At 52.3% G+C, this 17,471-nt stretch carries 20 protein-coding genes; 6 read left to right on the forward strand and 14 right to left on the reverse strand.

All coding sequences use genetic code 11. The annotated features are described in order from the left end of the window. Positions 1 to 6: 6 nt before the first annotated feature. Genes mqnC through EV586_RS02745 form a run of 6 tightly spaced genes read right to left on the reverse strand, consistent with a single transcriptional unit; the run spans position 7 to position 5,331 of the window. A complete protein-coding gene (mqnC, locus tag EV586_RS02720; protein ID WP_132943531.1) occupies positions 7 to 1,095 on the reverse strand; it encodes a cyclic dehypoxanthinyl futalosine synthase in 1,089 nt (362 codons plus the stop codon). Next, positions 1,092 to 1,928 carry a menaquinone biosynthetic enzyme MqnA/MqnD family protein gene (locus EV586_RS02725; RefSeq protein ID WP_132943532.1) on the reverse strand — a complete coding sequence of 279 codons (837 nt, stop codon included), beginning with the start codon at positions 1,926 to 1,928 and terminating at the stop codon, positions 1,092 to 1,094. Before EV586_RS02725 ends, mqnC begins: the two co-directional genes overlap by 4 nt. Beyond that, complete coding sequence (gene mqnE / locus EV586_RS02730) at positions 1,928 to 3,085, reverse strand: aminofutalosine synthase MqnE (RefSeq protein ID WP_132943533.1); 1,158 nt, start codon at positions 3,083 to 3,085, stop codon at positions 1,928 to 1,930. Before mqnE ends, EV586_RS02725 begins: the two co-directional genes overlap by 1 nt. Before the next feature lie 15 nt (positions 3,086 to 3,100). After that, entirely contained in the window at positions 3,101 to 3,709 is a 609-nt protein-coding gene (locus tag EV586_RS02735) for a UbiX family flavin prenyltransferase (RefSeq protein ID WP_132943534.1), read from the reverse strand. Continuing rightward, on the reverse strand, positions 3,702 to 4,439 hold the full coding sequence (locus tag EV586_RS02740) for a demethylmenaquinone methyltransferase (RefSeq protein WP_132943535.1): 738 nt from the start codon (positions 4,437 to 4,439) through the stop codon (positions 3,702 to 3,704). Before EV586_RS02740 ends, EV586_RS02735 begins: the two co-directional genes overlap by 8 nt. A 10-nt stretch (positions 4,440 to 4,449) precedes the next feature. Next, positions 4,450 to 5,331, reverse strand: a complete 882-nt coding sequence (locus EV586_RS02745; RefSeq protein WP_165898188.1) for a heptaprenyl diphosphate synthase component 1 — start codon at positions 5,329 to 5,331, stop codon at positions 4,450 to 4,452. A 1,150-nt stretch (positions 5,332 to 6,481) separates the two neighbouring features. Between EV586_RS02745 and EV586_RS02750 the strand changes: the two genes are divergently transcribed. After that, complete coding sequence (locus EV586_RS02750) at positions 6,482 to 6,670, forward strand: hypothetical protein (protein WP_132943537.1); 189 nt, start codon at positions 6,482 to 6,484, stop codon at positions 6,668 to 6,670. A 195-nt stretch (positions 6,671 to 6,865) separates the two neighbouring features. On the opposite strand, the gene EV586_RS20930 is transcribed toward EV586_RS02750, so the two are convergent. The 5 genes from EV586_RS20930 to EV586_RS02770 form a co-directional block, all read right to left on the reverse strand. Beyond that, on the reverse strand, positions 6,866 to 7,042 hold the full coding sequence (locus EV586_RS20930) for a hypothetical protein (protein WP_165898189.1): 177 nt from the start codon (positions 7,040 to 7,042) through the stop codon (positions 6,866 to 6,868). 273 nt (positions 7,043 to 7,315) lie between these two features. Next, the gene (locus EV586_RS02755) at positions 7,316 to 7,714 is read right to left on the reverse strand and encodes a hypothetical protein (RefSeq protein ID WP_132943538.1); all 399 of its coding nucleotides are present in this window, start codon (positions 7,712 to 7,714) and stop codon (positions 7,316 to 7,318) included. Between the two features lie 13 nt (positions 7,715 to 7,727). Beyond that, positions 7,728 to 8,657 (reverse strand): Kelch repeat-containing protein, encoded by a 930-nt coding sequence (locus EV586_RS02760; protein ID WP_132943539.1) that lies wholly within the window; start codon positions 8,655 to 8,657, stop codon positions 7,728 to 7,730. Further along, positions 8,657 to 9,184, reverse strand: a complete 528-nt coding sequence (locus EV586_RS02765) for a hypothetical protein (protein ID WP_132943540.1) — start codon at positions 9,182 to 9,184, stop codon at positions 8,657 to 8,659. Before EV586_RS02765 ends, EV586_RS02760 begins: the two co-directional genes overlap by 1 nt. A gap of 896 nt (positions 9,185 to 10,080) precedes the next feature. Further along, positions 10,081 to 10,983: a hypothetical protein gene (locus EV586_RS02770; protein ID WP_132943541.1), complete on the reverse strand. Its 903-nt coding sequence runs from the start codon at positions 10,981 to 10,983 to the stop codon at positions 10,081 to 10,083. Positions 10,984 to 11,908: 925 nt separating this feature from the next. Between EV586_RS02770 and EV586_RS02775 the strand changes: the two genes are divergently transcribed. Next, positions 11,909 to 12,292: a hypothetical protein gene (locus tag EV586_RS02775; protein ID WP_132943542.1), complete on the forward strand. Its 384-nt coding sequence runs from the start codon at positions 11,909 to 11,911 to the stop codon at positions 12,290 to 12,292. A gap of 505 nt (positions 12,293 to 12,797) precedes the next feature. Then, positions 12,798 to 12,965 carry a hypothetical protein gene (locus tag EV586_RS20935; protein ID WP_165898190.1) on the forward strand — a complete coding sequence of 56 codons (168 nt, stop codon included), beginning with the start codon at positions 12,798 to 12,800 and terminating at the stop codon, positions 12,963 to 12,965. A 137-nt stretch (positions 12,966 to 13,102) separates the two neighbouring features. Here EV586_RS20935 and EV586_RS02780 read toward each other — a convergent pair whose 3' ends face one another. Both EV586_RS02780 and mtrB read right to left on the reverse strand, forming a co-directional pair. Beyond that, a complete protein-coding gene (locus EV586_RS02780; RefSeq protein ID WP_132943543.1) occupies positions 13,103 to 13,600 on the reverse strand; it encodes a hypothetical protein in 498 nt (165 codons plus the stop codon). 116 nt (positions 13,601 to 13,716) lie between these two features. Further along, entirely contained in the window at positions 13,717 to 13,941 is a 225-nt protein-coding gene (gene mtrB, locus EV586_RS02785; protein ID WP_132943544.1) for a trp RNA-binding attenuation protein MtrB, read from the reverse strand. Positions 13,942 to 14,089: 148 nt separating this feature from the next. Here mtrB and EV586_RS02790 point away from each other — a divergent pair, with 148 nt between their 5' ends. The 3 genes from EV586_RS02790 (at position 14,090) to EV586_RS02800 (ending at position 16,277) form a co-directional block, all read left to right on the forward strand. Continuing rightward, positions 14,090 to 14,287 carry a hypothetical protein gene (locus EV586_RS02790; protein ID WP_132943545.1) on the forward strand — a complete coding sequence of 66 codons (198 nt, stop codon included), beginning with the start codon at positions 14,090 to 14,092 and terminating at the stop codon, positions 14,285 to 14,287. Positions 14,288 to 14,320: 33 nt separating this feature from the next. After that, positions 14,321 to 14,578 (forward strand): DUF378 domain-containing protein, encoded by a 258-nt coding sequence (locus EV586_RS02795; protein ID WP_243652901.1) that lies wholly within the window; start codon positions 14,321 to 14,323, stop codon positions 14,576 to 14,578. Positions 14,579 to 14,762: 184 nt separating this feature from the next. Beyond that, the gene (locus EV586_RS02800; RefSeq protein WP_243652902.1) at positions 14,763 to 16,277 is read left to right on the forward strand and encodes a M36 family metallopeptidase; all 1,515 of its coding nucleotides are present in this window, start codon (positions 14,763 to 14,765) and stop codon (positions 16,275 to 16,277) included. 72 nt (positions 16,278 to 16,349) lie between these two features. On the opposite strand, the gene EV586_RS02805 is transcribed toward EV586_RS02800, so the two are convergent. Continuing rightward, a complete protein-coding gene (locus tag EV586_RS02805) occupies positions 16,350 to 16,919 on the reverse strand; it encodes a chloramphenicol phosphotransferase CPT family protein (protein ID WP_165898191.1) in 570 nt (189 codons plus the stop codon). Positions 16,920 to 17,471: the final 552 nt, after the last annotated feature.

The following is a 17,471-nucleotide window of genomic DNA, read 5'->3' on the forward strand; positions in this document are numbered from 1 at the left end:
TCCACCTTAGAAAATGTTCAGAATGTTGTATTGCGTGTCGCGCTGTGCCGGGATGCGACCTGCATCGCGGATCAAGCGGATCAGTTTTTCCTTGTCACTGCGGTTGTGCGCGCCGGCTGCCGAGACGACGTTTTCCTCGATCATCGTCGAGCCCATGTCATTGCAGCCAAATTCCAGCGCCAACTGCCCGATCTTGTCGCCCATCGTCACCCAGGAGGACTGGAAGTTGCGCACGTTGTCGACCATCAGGCGGGAGATCGCCAGGTTCTTGAGGTACTCCGCCGCCGTCGCGCGGGTGCCTTTGAGCGCGGTGTTGTCCGGCTGGTACACCCAGGAGATAAAGGCGGTGAAACGACCGGTCTTATCCTGCTGTTCACGCACGCGGATGAAGTGCAGCAGACGCTCTTCGATCGATTCGCCAAAGCCGATGACCATCGTCGCCGTCGTGTTCATCCCGTGGCGCTGTGCCGCATCATGGACATCCATCCACTTCGTCCACGATTCTTTCAGCTTGGAGATGCGCATGCGGGTTCTGTCATCGAGGATCTCCGCGCCGCCGCCCGGCAGCGAGTCGAGTCCCGCCGCTTTCAGTTGCACGATCACTTCATCGAGCGGCAAGCCGGACACTTCGACCATCTTCAAGATCTCGGCCGACGAGAAGGAGTGCATGGTGATGTCAAAACGCGACTTGATCTTCTTCAGCAGGTCGAGGTAGTACGAGAACGGCAGGTTCGGGTTGGTGCCGCCCTGCATCAGGATCTCCGTGCCGCCGAGGTCGATCGTCTCCTGAATTTTATCAAAAATCACTTCATCCGACAAAACGTACGCGTCCGCATCTTTCGCCGTGCGGTAGAAAGCGCAGAAACGGCAGTAGGTGTCGCAGATGTTCGTGTAGTTGATGTTGCGGTTGATGACAAACGTGCCCAGGTTGTCCGGGACATGCTTTTGCGTGATCTTCTTCGCTGCTGCGCCAAGTTTGGTCAGGTCGTTCGACTCGTACAAGATCGTGCCTTCTTCGAGCGACAGGCGTTCGCCTTGCAGTGCCTTGTCCAGCACCTCATCCACCTTGGTCGTCTTCGTGTTCACAAAACTCATTCCTCGTCACCCCACAGTTCCAGCTTGACCGGTTTTTTGAGCAGACCATGACGGTAGGCAGCGTCAAAATAGGCATTGGCGCCGACCGCCCACTCTTCATCCAGGTCATGACGTAATTTATTGAAATAAGCGCGCCAGAATTCTTCCGTCTGGCCGAGCATGCGCTTCGCCTGCGCAATCACCGCATCCATATCGGCCAGGCCTTTCTGCTTCCCTTCAAGGAAAAAGCGGTGGATCTTGCGCACTTTCTCCGGGTTCTCTTCAATCAGACGCTTGGGAACGGCGCAAACGGCAAAGGTCATCGAATGGCCGGTGCGTTTGTTCCATTCTTCCCCCAGGTCGTACAGATAGCAGCCGTGCTCCTGCACCGACCAGTACAGCGCATCATCGGCGATCAACAGCGCCGCATCGGCCTGATCCAGCATCGCATGCAGATCATCGGACGGCAGCGTGACGTATTCAGCAGGCGCGATCCCCGTCTCAGCGAGCAGGATCTTCAGCAGGTTGGAGCTCGACTTGGAGATCGTCGGCAGCGCGATCACCGCGCCGTTCAGCTCCTCCCATGGACGCTTCGAGAAGAAGAAGATCGAGCCGACCGGGCCTCTTGCTGACACGGACAAGCCGCGCAACGCCACAAAGTCATCGGCCAGCTCCGCATACGCCAGCGAGGAGCACAGCCCGGCATCGACCGTGCCTTCCGCCAGCCACCGGTTCAGATCGCTCGGCGCGCCGGGGATAAATTCGATCTCAGGGTCAGACTTGTCAAGAAAATGGCAGATCGGCAGCGCGTTGGTAAACTTGATGTGGCCGATCCGCACATGGAGCGGATTCATTAGAGAACCGGAAGCTCCTCGACCGGGGCAGTTTTCTTGCCCTCGAGGTGCGAGAAATCGGTGTTGACGACATTGTACAGCGTGTCGCGTTCCACCGGCATGCGGCCTGCGTCGCGGATCAATTTTACCAAGTCTGCTTTTGCCATACCCTGAGATGTCTGCGCGCCCGCAGCATGGTAGATCTTTTCTTCCACGACGTTGCCGTCGAGGTCGTCTGCGCCAAACCACAGCGCCGTTTGCGCCAGCTTCTCGCCGACCTGCATCCAGTAGGTCTTGATGTGATCGATGTTGTCGAGCATCAGGCGAGCCACCGCGATGACTTTCAAGTCTTCAAAGCCGGTCGAGATGTGCAGGTGCGGGAACTTTTTGATCAGTTCCGTGTTGTCCGGATGCCAGGACAGCGGGATGAACGTTTGGAAACCGCCCGTCTTGTCCTGCAGGTCGCGCAGGCGGATCATATGGTCGATGCGGTCTTCGAGCGACTCGACATGGTTGTACAGCATCGTCGAGTTGGTGCGCAGGCCTTTTTTGTGTGCGATCTCATGGATCTCCAGCCAGCGCTCGCCGCTGGTCTTGTGGTCGCAGATGATCGAGCGCGGCTCTTCGGCGAAGATCTCGGCGCCGCCGCCCGGCATCGAGTCGAGGCCGGCTGCGATCAGGCGGTCGAGCACTTCTTCTGCCGTCATCTTGTTGACGCGGGTGAAATGGTCGATCTCGACGCCGGTGAGCGCCTTGACATGCAAGTTCGGACGTTTTTCCTTGACTTTGCGCAGGATGTTTTCATAGTAATCGATGCGCAGCGCCGGGTTGTTGCCGCCGACGATGTGGACTTCGGTCGCTTCCGGGTCGATCATGTCGATGCGGTGCTCAACTTCTTCCATCGTCATCGTGTACGCAGCCGGATCTTTCATGCGCACGCCAAACGCGCAGAAATCGCACAGCGTCTGGCAGATGTTCGTCGGGTTGATATGGCGGTTGGTGTTGAAAAACGTCTTGTCGCCATGCTTCTTCTCCCGAACATAGTTGGCCATGTAGCCGAGCGCCGTGATGTCGTTGGACGACATCAGCTTCACGCCGTCTTCAAAGGTCAGACGCTCTTCGCGCTGCACCTTCTCCCAAATCGCTGCAAATGGGTGGTCTTTGGTGATGATTTCCACAGTACTTCCCCCCGTCTACTCCTTCTCCCGATCGCCCCAACGGCGAAACAGAGCATGTTCCACTTGCATGCTGTCGAGCACTTTGCCGACGACAAAATTGATCAGATCGTCCATCGTCTCCGGGCGGTGGTAGAAGCCCGGCATCGCCGGGACGATCTTCGCGCCGGCATCGGCGGTGGCCAGCATGTTCTTCAGATGAATTTTATTAAACGGCGTCTCCCGAGGCACAAGAACGAGCGGACGCCCCTCTTTGAGGTGCGTGTCCGCTGCCCGTTCCAGCAGGTTGTCAGAGGAGCCGTTGGCGATCGCTGAAAGCGTTCCCATCGAACACGGAATCACGACCATGCCGGCCGTGAGGTGCGACCCGGACGCCACCGGCGCTCCGTAGTCGCGGCTGCCATGGATCTGTAAGTCAGCATCTTCCGGCAGTTCAAACAAGCGGGGAATCGCAGTCAGATCGCCGTGCAAGACATCCCATCCCATCTCCAGGGTGAACACCTGCCAGACCGACTCGGAGAGCAAAAGGTGTACGCGATGACCGGCCCGGCAGAGTTCCTGCACCAGCCGAATCGCATACACCGCACCGCTCGCTCCCGTCATTCCGACGACATATTCCTTACTCATTGCGCAGATCCTTTTGCACCGGCTTTTTGCCGATGTGCAGGGCGCAGATGCCGCCAAAGAAATTCCAGACCCGGACGTCGGTCATGCCGACCTCTTCCATGATCTTCTTCAGTTCCTGTTGGTCCGGGAAGTTGGTCAGCGACTCCGGCAGCCACGAGTACGAGATGCTGTCGCGAGATGCCAGGTTGCCGATCGCCGGCAGGATTTTATAGAAATAGAAGAAATAGAGGGCCCGGAACGGCTTCCAGACCGGTTTGGACAGTTCGAGCGACACGACCTGCCCGCCCGGTTTGACGACGCGCATCATCTCGGACAAGACCTTGCGGATGTCCGGCACGTTGCGCAGCGCAAAGCCGATCGTCGAGTGGTCAAACGTGTTATCCTCATACGGGAGATCCATCGCATTGCCGTAGATCATCGACGCCTGTTTGCCGACGCCGGCCTTTTCGATCTTCGGATACGAGTATTTCAGCATCTCCTGCGAGAAGTCCAGACCGACCACCTTGCCCTCCGCCCCGATCTGTTCGGCCAGCGCAACCGTCCAATCGCCGGTGCCTGCGCACACGTCGATCGCCGATTGTCCCGGCTGTATATTCATGCGCTTCATCGTGATCTTGCGCCAGCGCTTGTGAAAACCTGCACTCAAAACGGAGTTCATCAGGTCGTAGCGTTTGGCGATGCGCTCAAAGACGTAATGAACTTTTTCTTCTTTCGAAGCGAACTTATCCATTGAATTCCCCTCAACCTTCTTCGCAAACTCGACGCGGGTAGGCCCCCGGAGCCAGCAGTTGTTCCGGCAGGGCGCGCAGCTCATCACGCAAGCCATGCATCATCATCATCGCCGGTTCGGCGAGAGAAGCCGCTTCTTCCAGCAAGGAGAACAAGTATATCGATGTGCCATATTTCACATAGAGGGACATGAGCCGTTTGTCCGGCTCGCCGCTCGCTTTGATCGCTTTCAGCCACTTCTTCTCTTCACCGTTCGCCTGTTGCCAAAGCGACAGGTTGGCCGCGCCGCGCACCCAAGTCTGGTCAGACATTTTGTCAAGTTCCGCCTTGAGGACGCTCGCCCGCACCAGATGGGTGACGAGCTGCTCCCATTGCGCCTGTTCCGGCAGCAGTGCCGCGCAGAGCGTGCGGAGCAGGGCTCCGTGGATCGTCTCCTGCATATGCAGATATCTTTCCACAGAAAGGGTGAAATCACCCGGAACGCGAACCAGTTCCGCCTTTACCTCATTGATCGACTGGATGGCGCGGGCAAACTGACCAAGCAGCTTGATCTGTCCGCTCTCTGCCAACAGCCGGTAATATTTGCTGGAATAATAGGCCCCGCCGAGCACGCCAAGCTGGCGGTACCGCTCATCTTCATGGCGGGCTAACGTCTCGATCTCTTCATGCAAGGCCAGACCGTGATAGATGAGCAACAGAGTGGAAACGATCGTTTCCGTCTCCTTCCCATTCAGGCCGGCCGCCTCGCACATCGCTTCACTGAGTGCCAGTTGCAGCTTTTCCGGGGTCGGATGAGCAATGATCGCAGATAAATACTTATGATCCATTTCAGCGTAAAGCTTCGACCGGATGTCCTGCACGCAGGTCTCTTCGATGCGTTGTTGTACTTGCAATGGTTCCATCTCCTACTCAGACTGGCTGCCAAACCCCGATACAAAAGAAAAAGGCCCGACCAGCCCTAGGATACAAAGCTACTAAACCAAGTTTAACATGGTCTTTTTCGACAGGAAATATGAAGTTTCCTGTAATGTTCATTAGACTTAGTATAGCATTATTCTTTTGGGAAGCATATAGTATCGTACAGTTTCATTTTGATAACCGTGGTGCGGATTTCCAAAGGGGTAACGCTGTTTCATTTTGAATGGTTCACTATTGTGTATCGTAGTGCGTTAGAAAAAATGTTAGAAAAGCGATAGAAAAAGTGACGCACCAGAACGCGCCACTTGTGATAGTCTTCTGTAAGCTGTAGCCGCCTGGCTCTTAGTTTGAAATCCTTTAACCACACGTTGATTTCTGCGTTGATCTTTATTAGCCCACTCATACTTTATTCTAAATCTACTGTTCTAGTCCGGCAAAACACCAATCATTCCTCAGACACCTTCCGCGCGCTTCTTTATAAAGACAAATCGGTGTGCTTTATGTGGATACCTTCATGTTACTAGAGACAGGTTTAAACACATATCAAACGGCATATACTAAAACGGAGTTCGGCTAAACTCCCCATTCGGATCACGACGGGGCTTGCTATACATACTTCACCAGCTCCAACCTTTCACCGCCCCAGCGTTTGGGAAAGGAACTAGATCAGCCGGTTTGAGATCGAGGAGAGAGTACCTCGGTTTATTCGTGTTTGAGATGAAAAAAGCCCTGCCATTTGGCTAGGATTGGCGCGTCCAATTCATCCTCAGTGGATACAAAAAGACACCGGGTTAGCCAGTGTCTTATCAACTATTTCATCTCAGGATACGGGTCAACCCACCATGCCTTTGTCATCATTTCCACCTCCCTATTTTTGGATATAGAAATTAATTTCGTGTAAGGTCGCGCCGTTTCCTGCAAACGACTCCATTGCCCCGCGTAAACGTCCTCTCCTGCGTTTTTCAGACTGCGCTGGCGGAAGTATGCAGAGAGCCCAAAGAAACGTGCATATGCCTCCTGCGCCGTTTGATATACATCCCTCTCCTGTCATAGAACAAGAACAAACATTCACATAGGGAGTTGGATTGGAAGCAACGAGGAAATAAGCTTTGGGAAGGACACTATATGATCCTCCTGAAGCACCGTCGCGCGATGATCGAGAAGGAGATACTCAGAGAGAACTGGATCGAGAGCGGCCGGATCGATGAGGTGGCGATGGTGCCGAAGTGGGCCACTCCGGAGCTTCTGAAGGGGCATGATTTGGCCGGGGACGTGATCGGTGTGGAGTTGGCGGGGATCGTGGGGATAAAATAAATAAAGCGATAGCCCGTATTAAATGGCTATCGAGCCCAGCTTTCAAAAAGACCCTTACTCAGTTCGTCCTCGTAATGTCTAAATGCTTCATTAGGACTTACTCCTGTGCGATTGCTGCTGCTTTTTTGCTCCTTATTTCGAACATGATTTTTATTCCCGAAAAATGCCCACAAGTTAATTTCGCTGCAGTCGCTTTTAAATAGCACCATGTGGAACGACAATATCGGCAGAATAGGAGAAGATCGAGATGATCGGGCTCAGAAGCAATCTGATATCCTTGACGCCGTATGACCACAACATAATAACCACGCCGAACGTCAAGGAGATAATCACCACTATTGCCATCGACACAAGGACCAGTTTAGCATCCACGATTTATCACCCTCTCTTTACTGTTCTTCTTTGTTTGACGATGCAGCCACTTGCTTAGAAGACCCCATCACCCTATCTCCTTCACTTGATTGTACGAGCTAAAGAGGTGGCTTTGCGCTCTTCATTGCCGCCTCTCGCTATGCATTATTTCGAGCCTTCTTCCTTTCGCCGCAGTTCAGCATCTTTACGTTGTATCTCCGCTTCTTGTGCTGGGAGCTAGTTTTAGAACGCAAAAAAAGCCCCGCCATTTAAGCGAGGTTTTTTCCAATCTAATCATAATAACGCGCGGAGCACCTGCGGCTTTACCGCCGCATCCACCGCCTGCTCAACCATGCTGTCAACGGCATTGTTAGCGATCTCTGTCGCCTTGGCTGCATCCATCGGCGCGAAGCCCGCTTGATTCGGATCGTGCTTCTGCAGAAAGGTGAGGTTCCCGTCCACGTAGATCAAGTACACTTCGCCATCGGCGGGTACGTCGGACATGATGACCTCAGGCGCCACGCCGTTGATTTGTGTCACTTTGTCGTACAACTCCACGCGGTAGCGCCCGCGCTCAGCGTTGCACAGAGCCTGGTAATCGTGCTTGGCGATCTCCGTCTCAACTTGCGCAAAAGTCGCCGTGCTGCCGAAATCGTTCTTTGCTTCTTTCAAAATTGCCAATGGATCGAGCATGAGTATTCCTCCTTTATATTGCGGCAAGCCAACCGATAAGGTTGTCCAGTCCTTCTGTGTAAGGTGCTGTAAATTGAGTGTTTACGTTTGTGATCACCTGCTGGGTCTGAGAATAGCCTCCAACGATCCAAGCGCTGTTTCCGATTGCGAAAGTCGCACTTTGGTGCCTTCTTTGCTCTAGGTATCCCTGCCTTGACCATTTGTTAGTCACTGGATCATATGCATCGATGGTATTTATTTGGTCGCCCCCCGCAACATATCCGGTACTACCGATAGCGAAACCGGCAGGGCTGTTCTTGGAATCAAGCATCGCGGCCTTCGTGGCCCAAGTGTTGGTTGCTGAGTCGTACTCGTAAAGGGTGTTGCGGATCGATAAAGATGAATCAGCCCCCCCGGCGATGTACCCCTTTCCGCTTAACGAAAACCCCGTTGCGTAAACCCTAGCATCTGGCATTGATGCTTTCGTGGACCATGTGTTTGTTGTGGAATCGTACATCTCGACCTTATTCGTGGTGCTAGGACCGTTAATGTTTCCGCCACAGACATAGCCCTTGTCGCCTAAGGAGAATCCAGCAGCATTTTGCCTACCTGTAGTTATTTGAGATTTCAATGACCACGTGTTGGCGGCAGGGTCGTACTCGAACAAGCTTGAATCATTTCCTTGCCCTCCCGTCCAATAGCCTTTCGTCCCGATCGAGAACGTTACACCATATGCCCTAAGTCCAGGCATCGAAGCAACCTCCCCCCATACGTTTAAAGTGGGATCGTAGATGAAGACTCTCTGATAGGCAGTTGATGTGTCAGTTCCGCCGCAAGCGTATCCTTTGCCATTAAGAGCAAAACCCCTCAAGCCTTGCACTGCAAACGTATGAGGTGATTTCGCCTCGACGATACCCCCCCTCACTTTCACAGCTGCTGCCAGCGCATATCCGACCGCGTCCATCACACCACCGCCTTTGTGATGCCGGTCAGTTGACTACCTGTATAGCCGAGCGTGGTTGTGACTGTAACGCCGCCGACAACCTCGGTGACAGCGGTCAACTTGCCGCTGCCGTCGTATCCAAGTGTAGTCGTCTTCACGGTGATCGCACCGTCTTTCTCCGTTACAGTTGTCAACTTGCCACTGCCCTCGTAGCCAAGCGCTACCGATCGTGTGTCCACCGCTTGCAAGACAGCTGTGTACTTGCTCACAGACGTATTGCTGGTCCCTTTCTCAATCGCCCCTACCTGTGCCGCTGTCACGCCGTGCGGATTGTTCTTGTCAATTACATGAGTGTTGACCTTCGCCTGCGCTCCATCAGGCGTTTCCGCACCGATCTGTGTCGCTGTCACACCGTGCGGATTGCTCTTATCAGCAGCGTGGGCATCCAGCAGCTGCTTACCCTCTGCGATACCTCCTTCAATCCGATTCATATCCATCTCAGACAGTACATCATTGTATTTCCAGTCTGTCTTTGGAACGTAAGGCATACAGCACCTCCTTCTTGGTCTTACTTTTGAGCCGCTCATGAGACCAAAAGATGAGATGAAAAATAAAAAAAGCCCCGCCAAATGGCGAGGCTGGGCGGCCGTGTTGCGACCTTATCAATTTCCGATCAACTTTAGAGCGCTAATATAGCACGTACGCCACACCTGCGCAACGCTTGTTTGACCGCTCGGAGCGCTTCTGCAACTGCATGGAAGCAGTCGCGCAGTACTGCGCTTTCCGTCGCTTCCCAGAACGCTCCAGAGGCGCATGGCGGATCAAGCTTTGCAGTCCGAGTGCAATCACGGCCGTGTAAGTCATAGCCCGCCCCTCGCTTAGAGAAACAAAAAGAGACCGCCTCATCGCGCTCTCGTTGTGTTCCACCTGCGACGCTGAACACGTCGAAGTGCTTGTATTTAGATAACCGCTGCACGCTGACCGGCATGAGGACGTCACACTCGATGATCAAGCCATGACCGATACAGCGCAGCGTGCTCAGCCCAGCGGCACCACTGTCGCCCCTGCCGGTGATCGTCCATACCGCGGACGAGAATAATGTTGCCCGGCGGAGCACCTCCATGATGCTGTTTTTTCGGAGTACTCCGTTCTATTTTAGCGGAGTACTCCGTATCGAACGTATTGATTCCATTGGCCAAATGAAACGGCAAATTGTCCTTACTGGCCAACTTCCAGCCTCCGACGGTCCTCTCGTTGACGTCCTTTGCGAACTCGTCGCTCAGTCGCTTGGCAATCTCACGGTTGGAGATCTTACCGCCTCTGTCCCTGAAGATCGCCCATGCTCAGCGCCACTCTTCGCTGATCGGTTTTGGCATCTACATATCACCACCCCCAGCAAAATAAAAAGCCGCCATTACGGCGACTTCATGCACTAGACAACAAATTATCCAATCGCTTTCTGGTGATCCACAGACAAAGTTGTGAACGGGACATCGAATAGACTACATACTTTCTTTATTTTTGAAATCTCGTTCAATGATTTTTCTACTTTATAACCCAATCTGATGATAAATTTCTTACCCTGTATTATTGGATCTCCATCACTTGCGCCGTCAATAAGCACATAATCTGGTTGTAACTGCTGCTTTTCAATTGCGTTTAGTATCTCATCAATGCCTAATATATCTCTGGTTGCTATGCAAAGAACTTCAAATTCACTCACGTTTTCCATTCCGGCTATTCTTCGATTACTATTCCTTGTTGCACCAGTATTTGCCAGCGGGCGCAATCCACTAATCGCATCCTCAATGCTCTCAAGCCTCTTGAGAATGTACTTATCTATCTTATCGACTGAAGTGTCTTGAAGTACCATGTTTCGTTCGATTACTCGATAGATCGGATTATCCGGCTCTTGGTCTTCTACTGCGTGCTTGACCATCTTTTCAAATTGCGCTTTGAGTTCCACTACCCCCATCATGTCGTTGGAGTAGAATATAGTGCGTTCCTCGACTATATCGAACGGCAACCTTGGAGTTTCAGTCCGGTCGCAGATGATCACGACAGGCCTTCTAGCTGCATGCCTGATAGCCAACTCGTACATTACGTTCGGGTTCAACCCCGTTAGGTTGGCAACCACCAATTCATCTTCAATGATGTGGGTGATGACCTGGTTGTTGATCGATCCCGGGTTCGCCATACGGTGAGCTACATGTACTTCAAAGCCTTCTGCTTGAAGCACCGGTTCAATCACTGCATCGATCACCCCTTCTGCAGCTCTTCGAATGTCTGTATTGTCGCCGCCGATCGGAGTGACGACAAAGCATCTTTTTTTGGTATCTTCACTCATGGCTCACTCCTCCTCGCTGTTATATTTCCAGCAAGCGGAGTGATTTCCTTCACCCCATGAATTAAGCCGCCTCGTTTCGAAGCGGCTTCCCCACCAATATTCACCATCCCACTTCCCTCATTACGACGTTTGAGGTGGTCTCATTTTTGCTGCCATTTGCCCTGGAAACTCATATGTAACTTTAAGGAGCATTTGAGAAAATGTCATGATTTCCTCAGCACCTCCCTAGTGTTGTAATAATCCTGCATTTTTCCATTCGCCGTACAATTCGGATTGATCCAAGAAAACACAACCCCTCCCCATCATACGTCTACAATGGAAACTACGCCATTAATAGGGAATATAAAGCAAGAACGATCAGCTTGTCCGCCTCTGTATCGTCGAATCCGGACAACGCGAGCTCAAAACTTGCCCCACGCAGTTTCTCCAGAAGAGACGTCAGCTTCTCGTCATTTCAATCACCAGACAATTTGTTGAGTGCGATGTTCAGTGCCTTCTCGCTGGCTTCATCCAGATCCACTACCGACACATCCACCTCCGTGGCCACGGCGGTCACCAGCCATTGAACCGCTGATGACCGCCGACGAGGTTGCCGCTGCGACGGTTCCAAATCAGCGGGTCGACATATCCATACATCTCCATCGACCGTTTCAGCTACTCATTTTCCGAATCATCAGGCTGCATGTCACGCCGCCGGTTGTACTGCGCCGTGTTGATTTGCTGGACAGAAACCGTCTAAATGTCGATTTTTTCAGTTTCAGGATGTCGCTACCTCCATCAACATTTTTTTGTTAATTGGTGAGGGGACTAGCGGGAAATGTCAATAGCTCGCACTATCGATTAGGAGTTTGAAATAACCATTTGACATAAAATATTAATTATTATATTATATATTTGGAAGTAATTAAACTTAGGAGGTACTAAAATGAACAAAAAAATCCTTACATCCATTGCAACCGTAGGTATGATCACTGCTTTTGTAACGGTTGCGTACGCTGGCTCGACCACGTACAGCTTCAATCATACTGGTTATGGCGGTTCTGCAAAGAAAAACTTTACCCTTAGTTCGGATGCTTACTTGAACGTTTCTGGATCACAAAGCGCTTCTGTTTCTGGGGTTACTTCGTCATGTTACTACTCGGTGTACAAAAAAGGACTCATTTTTGATGATGAGATCATTCCGCAGTTCCTCCAACAACGTAACGGAACGATCGGTTTCTCGTCCAGCTCGAAATTGAAGGCAGGCGATTATTATCTCGATATTGTTTGTAACACCAATTCAACAACCACTGGTACGATCTCTTGGTAACACAGTGACATAAGTTGAATCCACCCCTTCCTTACTTATTAGAATGGGTGGATTTTTTATTTGTAAACAAACTGTACCTCCACAAACATCTCCAAAAGAGCTCGAAAGCCAAATAAGAAAAAGAAAAGACCATCGGCGCGACTGGTTCGCGTTGGTGGTCTATCCATATCCTGTGCTAAGCGTATCACAACGAGGTTGAATTACGTTGAAAATGCCCGTTTTATCGGTCATCATTCGGGCTGACCCTCATTGATTGTAACTGGTAGTCTGGAGACGAAAAGTGCTCTGGATGTCCTGCAGGATCCGTTGTAATCGCTGCCTAAACCGAATATCGCGGTATCTTTCCACAAAAGGTATCTTTCTCAAAAACCGAGGACACCGCATCCATTCGAAAAATACCTGTTGGGCCGAACTGTCGTTACCATCTTAAAATAGAAATAGCGGTTCAGAGTGAGATCAGATCGAAATCGGAATGTGTATAATGACAGAGGATTATTGTTCGCGCGTGAGAACGTTCCAGCTCGACAACATGAACAACCTGCGCGATCTGCAAGAGCTCATGTGCCACACGAACATCGCCACGACGTCTATCTATTTGCACACGCAGGATCACAAGCGCAAAGCAGCTATGTTTGCGATGGACGATAATATGCCCCTTAGGAAGCAAGGATAATCCCGATGTTAGAAGTACGTTAGAAAAAACAACAAGACACATCCTAAGAACCATGATACACAAGGGTTTTTAGGGGTGTTCGACTTTGCATACATTCTCTATCTAGGAAGAGAAAAAAGACGCGGGATACGGCCGCGTCAATTTGTCCTTGTATTTTTTTCACTCACATCCAGCTTTTGCCTCACAAACGCCTGAATGGTCTGCGAATCGGGCTTCGGGGCCCCGACCATGTCGGAGCGGTTGGCTATAACCGACAGTTCCACTTGCTCCGGATGCTCATAGGTGACGACGCGCACTTCCACCGCCTGCTGCTGCGGCACCTCGACGAGGAAACGATGCGCGATCTTGTAGATGTCGTGCCATGGCTTGTTCTGCCCGTGCAGCGTGGCGCCCGGCACGGCCAGCATGATCACGAGCTTGTCCTGCTCCCAGACCACTTGCTGCAGGTGGCTGCCAAGCCGAAGCGTCCCCAGCTCATCGACGACCTGCTCCCGCTTCAGCACCGGCACATCCCCGCTGGTGCGGGCTTCATACTGCTGGCCACCCCACCGTTCAAGCGCCTGCGCAGGCAGCAGCGACAGGGCGAGCGCGAGGATCGTGGAGACGAGCAGCGCAGCGATCAGACCTTTTGACATCAGGCTCTCCCCCTTTACCAGGTAGTACGAGGATATGCGAGGGAACACAAAAAAAGACGAGCCCGGCGCCAGTCCTGACACCTTGCTCCTCTTCTTGTCCGATGTTTGCGTATGCTCTATTCGGAATCGGTCTCGCCCGCTTCAATTTTGCCGAATTTCGTCCAGATCGTCGCACGTCCGCGCACTTTCACAGCCGATGTATGTTCGGTAAACTCCGCGATCATCACTTCACCTTTGTCCAGTTTCTCCGCATGGTGAAATCTCGTATCCTGACCGCGCGTCAAGCCGATGACCTGCACGCCATTGTCTTGGGCTTTAATCACGAAATACTCGTTAGACATTTAATCCCCGCCCTCCAGAATTTCGATCTTAAGTATACCATCTTGTGCCAATCGCTTGCAACGCAATTCCTTGCGCATTTCTTTATGCAATTGAACATACTATTCCCGCAAGCCCAGCAAGATTTCAGCTTGAACGGAGGTTCTGACGATGAATTCGGAACGAAAGATCGAAATAGAGCAACGCGTGGAAAGAGAAGCGAAACAAGCTGCCACGCCGCTGCACTACGAGTTTGCCAAAGGTTATCTGCCAACCGTCAACCCCAAGACGGATGAATTGCACGACCATGAAGACGCCAGCCGACCAGCATCTTCCTCTAATAGGCCGATTCCCGCCGGGGAATTGTAACACTGAAGTCGCAGTCGAAAGGAGGAGGAGCACATGACCCGTATGAACACTCTCGATCGCATCGCACTGACGCTCATCATCATCGGCGCACTGAACTGGCTGTTGGTGGGCCTGTTCCAATGGGATTTGGTTGCGGCGCTGTTTGGCGGCGAAGGATCTTGGCTGAGCCGTCTCGTCTACACACTGGTCGGCATCTCCGGCCTGTACTGCCTCTCGCTCTTGTTCCGCGGCGACGTTACCACGGGTAACGATGGAAACGGCGGCAACAAGTACAACGATAACAACCGATAACCGCAAATGGTTCTATGGCCGCATGCCTTCTGGCATGCGGCTTTTTTAGGTTTTTTAAAATTGCCGACTTACATATAAATATAAATTTCGAGTTACTGTGGGTTCATTGATAAAAAACACTTGCAATTCTACCGAAACAATTATAAGATAATTGTGAAAACAAAATAGGGAGGTTTAAAGGGTCATGAAAAATCGCAAAACTTTTGTTACGGCAGTCGCAACTGCCATGATGTTGACCATGCTTGCTCCGCAAGCGATGGCGCAATCGGTGCAAGGGGCGCCGACCACCGCCGCGAAAGTAGATACGAAGGTATCTGCAGACAACTACCTCAAGCAATCCGCTGGCCAATACGGTTTCAAAACGGATCTCTCCGACCTGAAACACGTATCCACCATCAAAACTGAGTTCGGTTCTTATGTTCGCTACCAGCAACAGGTAGACGGCGCTGATGTGTTCTATCATCAAGTAACCGTTACCTTGGACAACCAAGGCACCCCGGTTCTGGTCGTGTCCGACTATGTGCCGAACCTGACCGGCGTCAAAGGCAAGAAGCCGAAACTGAACGAAAACGATGCTGAGGGCAAAGCGCTCGGTCATAACAAAGTGAAAAACACCAAAGAACTGGTATCCCGCGTCTTCGGCTACTACGTTGAAGGCAACTCGGCAGTTCCTGCTTATAAAGTTACCGCTGTGGATGCAGACTCCCTGACCACTTGGGAAACGTTTGTTGACGCAGAAACGGGCAACGTCCTGAAGAACAAAGACCTCAACCAAAAAGTTGACGGCACCGGCAAAGTGTTCCTGCCGAACCCGATCCAATCTGCCGGCACCAAAACCGGCTTCGCTGACAACAACGATGCGGACTCCACCGCTCTGACCAACCAACTGAAGACCGTCACCCTGCGCGGCCTGGACGGTTCCGGCAACCTGGTTGGCCAATACGTAAAAACGGTGCAGAAGAAAGCAACTTCCTACTCTGCAACCAACACCTTCAACTATACCCGCAGCAGCGACCACTTCGAGAACGTCATGGTGTACTACCATATCGATGAACTGCAGCGCTACATCCAATCGATCGGTTTCACCAACGTCAACAACCGTCAGATCACCGTGAACGTAAACGGCACGACGGCAGACAACTCCTTCTACTCCCCGTCCACGAAGCAGCTGACCTTCGGCACCGGCGGCGTTGACGATGCGGAAGATGCGGGCATCATCGCACACGAGTACGGCCACTCCATCCAGGACAACCAAGTTCCGGGCTTCGGCAACACCTTGGAAGGCGGCGCGATGGGCGAAGGCTTCGGCGACTACCTCGGCGCAATCTGGGAAGACAAGCTCGCTCCGGGCACCTATGGCAAAGCTTGCATTGGCGAATGGGATTCTACTTCCTACAGCACCAGCAACCCGCCGTGCCTGCGTCGTCTCGACAAGAACAAAGTCATGCCGGGCAGCTGGTATGGCGAAGTTCACGCAGACGGCGAGATCTGGTCGCAAGGTGAGTACGACATGGCTCAGCTGCTCGGCGTTGACAATGCGACCAAGCTGATCCTGCAATCCCACTTCTCCCTCACCCCGAACTCCGGCTTCAACGCGGGTGCAAAAGCGATCAAAACGGCTGACCAGCTCCTCAACGGCGGTGCAAACGCATCTGCGATCACCAGCATCTGGGCTGCACGCGGCATCTCGACCAACTAATCAACACAAACGCCTTCTCTTCGGAGAAGGCGTTTTTTCATTCCTTCAGGCACCCCCCTTGCATCGCAAGTTTCACTGCTCTTTGGTAAACCGTCTGTGCAGTTCGGCAAAAGCACCTTGTCCCGGTTCCAGTCCTTCCAGAGCGGCAAAAATCTGCGCGGCGCACGCGTCCGACGGCGTTTCGTGCGTATTGATCTCCAAGTCGTACAGCCCGTGCGTATGTACCTTATCCCACTGCCATTTGGCCTGGCCGATCTCGCGGTCGCCCCGCTCTAGCTCTCGGCGCTCCAGCTCAGGCAGCGGGCAGTGCACGCCAACGAACAGCACCGGATAGTCGTGCAGCACTTCTGCACACTCCGGCAGCCAAGTCGCTTCCTGCGGGATCTCGAGCAGCACCGTATCGACTACGACGTTGAGCCCCCGGTCGCTGAACGTGGCGATCGAATGATGCATCGCAGACGCTGCCATGTTCAAAATGCCCCAATAGTCGCGTTCCAGATGCCTTTCCGGTCCCATGTTCTCATAGACGTCGAGCGACAGATGAAAATACGGCTCCGCGCTCAGCTCCTGAATCTTTTTCGTCAAGCTTGTCTTGCCGGAACTGGAGGTGCCGTTCAAAAAAATAACTTTCCCTTTCTTCACAACATTCACCCTTCTCACTAGGAGTTCTTACCATTATAGAGGAGACTTTGCCAAAACCCAATCCCTTACTGTAACCACCTTTACATTCAAGAACACTTCTCGGATTGCATGACGCTGATAATTAGAATTGTTATAAAATTATAGGTAATATAATATGGTTGCCGCATTGGGGGGTGCAAATGCCTTCGTACGAGGACGATCTGTCCCGTTTCGAAGAGCACAATACCCATGTTCCGGGTATCAGGTTAGACTCTGTTCCGTCTCATGATGCGTGGGAAAAATCGGTAGGAGGGATCACCTACCCGCTGCTCTCCGACTTCTATCCCCCCATGGTGCTGTTTCCGAGTAGTACGGTGTTCTCCGTGCTGAAGGGATGTCCGAACCCGCTCTGTTCATCATCGACGAAGAGCTGTTTGAAGTCCTTCGTTCCACTCGTTCGCATAAATCAAAAGGCATGCCCGACCCTCATGGTCGTGCATGCCTTTTTTTGAAACTTACCGAAAGCTCCGCAACACGTAAAATAATCACAGTATCCTTTTTGCAGAGAGAACC

The organism is Tumebacillus sp. BK434, assembly GCF_004340785.1.
Classification (GTDB): Bacteria; Bacillota; Bacilli; order Tumebacillales; family Tumebacillaceae; genus Tumebacillus_A.